Raw genomic sequence first — 3,472 nt, 5'->3', positions numbered from 1 at the left:
GGCCTTGCGACTGGGCGATCTCGGCCACGAGCGAGGGCATGGTGGTGGCCACCATGACGGGCACGCCTGCGGCGCGCAGCTCGTCGGCATAGGCTCCCACCTGGTCGGAGAGGCCTGCCACGATGACGGCCATGTCGTCGCCGGCATACGGCGCGAACGGGCGCCCGTCCAGGTACATCAGCGACACCCGCGCATGCGGGCTCGCGCTGGCGAACGCGCCGCGCACCCGCGCGACGACGTCGCCGGGGGCGCTCTCGTCGATGTACACGCTCACCGACAGCGGCGTCTGCCGCGCCTCGTCGATGTTCGTCGCCTCGTCGATGACGGCCTTCACGTCAACGGGTATCTGCATAGCTGCCCTTCTTCCCGGTCGCAGTGTTATGGGCCCACACCGATCCAATGAGCCCCAGCATGATGAAGTTCATTATCGTGCCCGTCGAACCGTAGCTCATGAACGGCAGGGGTATGCCCGTGATAGGCATGAGCCCGCAGGTCATGCCTATGTTCTCAAGTATCTGGAACAGCCACATGCCCACCACGCACATAACGATGAGCAGGCCGAACAAATCGCCGGCCGAGCCGGCTATGCGGAAGCTTACCAAAACGAGCGCCAGGTACAGCCCCAGCAGCACCACTACACCGAAAAACCCGAGTTCCTCGGCCAGCACGCAGAAGATGAAGTCGGTGGGCGCCTCGGGCAGTATGCCCAGCGCATGCTGGGACCCCTGCATGTAGCCCTGGCCGAACAGGCCGCCCGACCCGATGGCTATCTGCGCCTGCTTCAGGTTGTAGCCGTTGCCCGTCGGGTCCATGTCGGGGTCCAGGAACACGAGCAGGCGGGCGCGCTGGTAGTTCTTGAGCAGCTTGTACTCCACCGTGCCGTCGGCGTTGCGCACGGCCAGCACCTCGTCGAGCGCGAACACGCAGGCCACGGCCACGATGCCGGCAGCCAGCGTGACGAGCAGGAACTTCGGCCGCGCCCCGCCCACCACGAGCGCCACGGCGCCGATGAACAGGTACACGAGGCCCGTGCCCAGGTCGGGCTGCGTCATGATGCACGCGAACGGGACGAGCATGATGCCGAGCGCCTTGAGGTACTCGCGCACGTCGTCGAGCCGGCCGCCGTAGCGCGCCATGACGCTCGCGTCCAGCAGGATGACGGTGATCTTCGCGAACTCGCCGGGCTGGACCTGCGGGAGCGGGCCCAGCTTGATCCAGGACTGGGAGCCCATGCCCGCGTCGGTGCCGAGGCCCGGGATGTGCGGCAAGAGGATGAGCACCACGTTCACGATGAGGAACAGCGTGGTGAACTCGGACAGACGCCGGTAGTCGAAGCGCCAGAGCACGATCATGACCACGGCGCCCGCCGCCACCAAGGCGGCCTGGCGCGGGAAGCTGTAGTCGGGGTCGCCGTACACGGCCGAGTACACCACCACCAGGCCGTACCCCGCAAGCAGCGCCACCACCACGACGAGCGGCAGGTTGAGCGAGGGGAACCGGCGCGAGCGCGTGGCGTCGACGACGGCCTTGTCGGGCGTCCTCACCGAGTTTATCTGCGGCGGCTGGGCCATGGCTGCCTCCCTTCCTAGTCCGTTCGTCCCGACGAGCCGGACGTCGCCAGCTCCTGCGACTTGCCCGTGGAGCCCGCGACGGCGCCCACGTCCGTGAGCTCGCCCGCATCGGCGTTGAGCGCGGCGGCCAGCACCTCGATACCGAGCGGCGCGCCGACGGCCGAGCCGCCGCCGCCCTGCTCCACCACGCATGCCACGACGTACTTCGGGTCGTCGAAGGGCGCGTAGCAGGCGAACCAGGCGTAGTCCTCCTTGCCGGCAACCTCGCCCGTGCCCGTCTTGCAGGCCACGGTGGCAGGATCGAGCCCGAACTTGTTGAACAGCGCCACGAGCTCGGCGTTGTCGGTGGACACGCCCTTGAGGGCGTCGCGCATGACGGCCAGGTTCTCCGGCTTCACGTCGGGCGTTCCCACGACCTCGGGCTCGAACGACCTCACCACCCCGCCCGAAGAGTTGCGCACCTCCTTCAGCAGGTGCGGTTTCATGAGGTTGCCGGTGGCGATGGCGCCGTAGGCCACGGCCACCTGGATGGGCGTCACGAGCACGTCGCCCTGCCCGATGGCCATGTTCGTGTTGAAGCCGCCCTTCCACACCGCTTCAGTGGGATAGTCGCGGAAATGCTCCGCACGCCATTCCGGCGTGGGTATGCGGCCCACCTCTTCAATGCTGCCCAGGTCGATGCCCGTCTTCTTGCCAAACCCGTACTTCGCGATCTCGTCCTGCATGGCCGTGTCGCTGATGGAGCCGCCCTGGCTCCTGCCAGCCTGGAAGAACTGCTTGCCGATGTCGTAGAACACGACATCGCACGAGTTCACGACGCCCCCGCGGAAGTCGAGCACGCCGTGCCCGCTGTGCTTCCAGCACATCTGCGGCTGGCCGGTGTCGAAGCCGTCCCACGAGCCTCCGCAATCCCAGGTCCTCTTCGTGTCGGCGAACCCGTAGGCAAGCGCCGCGAGGCCGGTAAAAGCCTTGTAGGTAGACGCGGCGGGGTACGTGCCCGAGACGGCGCGATTGAGCATGGGATGGTACGACTCGTCGGTGTTGAACAAGTCCCACGTATCCTGCGATATGGCCCCCGTGAACGTCTCCGGCGAGAACGTGGGGTAGCTCGACAGCGCCACGATGCCGCCGTCGCGCACGTCCATGACCACCACGGCGCCCGCACAGCCCTTGCCCGTGCCGATGACGCCGTCCTTCGGGGCGATGAGCTCCGCGAGGGCGCGGTCGCACACGTACTGCACGGGGGCCTTCACGCACAGGTACACGTCGCTGCCGCGCTCGGGCTGCGTCTCGCTCGCCACCTCCACCACGTTGCCCTCGGCGTCGGCCACGACGGTGCGCTGGCCGTGGTCCCCCGCCAGCAGGTTGTCGTAGACGCTCTCGACGCCCGCGCGGCCCACCGTGTCGCCCAGCTCGATCTCGCGCCCGTCGGGGATGGCGGCCAGGTCGTCGGCCGTCACGGACCCGGTGTAGCCCACCGCGTGCGCCGCAAGGGCGCCGAAGGGGTAGTCGCGCACGGTGCGCGTCTGCACGGCCACGCCGGGGAACGCGTCGGCATGCTCCGAGATGAAGGCCACGTCGCGCAGGCGCACGTCGCTCGCCACCACGCGCTGGCTCTGCGCGCCGCTCGTGGCGTCCTGGATGCGCTGGCGCACCACGTTGTACGGTACCCCCAGCACGGTGGACAGGCGCTGCACCACGTCGCGGTCGTTCGCCACCTCGGCGTCCGCCAGCACGGTGAGCGACGAGCGGTTCTTCACGATGGCCACGCCGTCGGCGTCGTAGATGTAGCCGCGCGGGGCGGGCGTGGGCACGACGGTGAACTTGTTCTTCTGTGCCGCGCTGGAGTACGACTCCGAGGCCAGCACCTGCATGCTCCAGAGCTTCGCGCCAAGCGACCC

General features: G+C 68.3%; 2 protein-coding genes and 1 pseudogene. All 3 read right to left on the bottom strand.

Translation table 11 applies throughout. From position 1 onward, the window contains the following. Positions 1-352 (bottom strand): annotated as a pseudogene (locus GPA_RS10835) (hypothetical protein); the annotation flags it as partial. Next, positions 336-1,571: a rod shape-determining protein RodA gene (rodA, locus tag GPA_RS10830; RefSeq protein WP_015539892.1), complete on the bottom strand. Its 1,236-nt coding sequence runs from the start codon at positions 1,569-1,571 to the stop codon at positions 336-338. The gene rodA and the pseudogene GPA_RS10835, both read right to left, overlap by 17 nt. Before the next feature lie 14 nt (positions 1,572-1,585). After that, on the bottom strand, positions 1,586-3,472 hold a 1,887-nt coding region (gene mrdA, locus GPA_RS10825; protein ID WP_041239495.1), incomplete at its 5' end, for a penicillin-binding protein 2.

The sequence above is a fragment of the Gordonibacter pamelaeae 7-10-1-b genome (assembly GCF_000210055.1).
In the GTDB taxonomy this organism is placed as follows: Bacteria; Actinomycetota; Coriobacteriia; order Coriobacteriales; family Eggerthellaceae; genus Gordonibacter; species Gordonibacter pamelaeae.
This window is presented reverse-complemented; position numbering and strand designations above follow the sequence as displayed.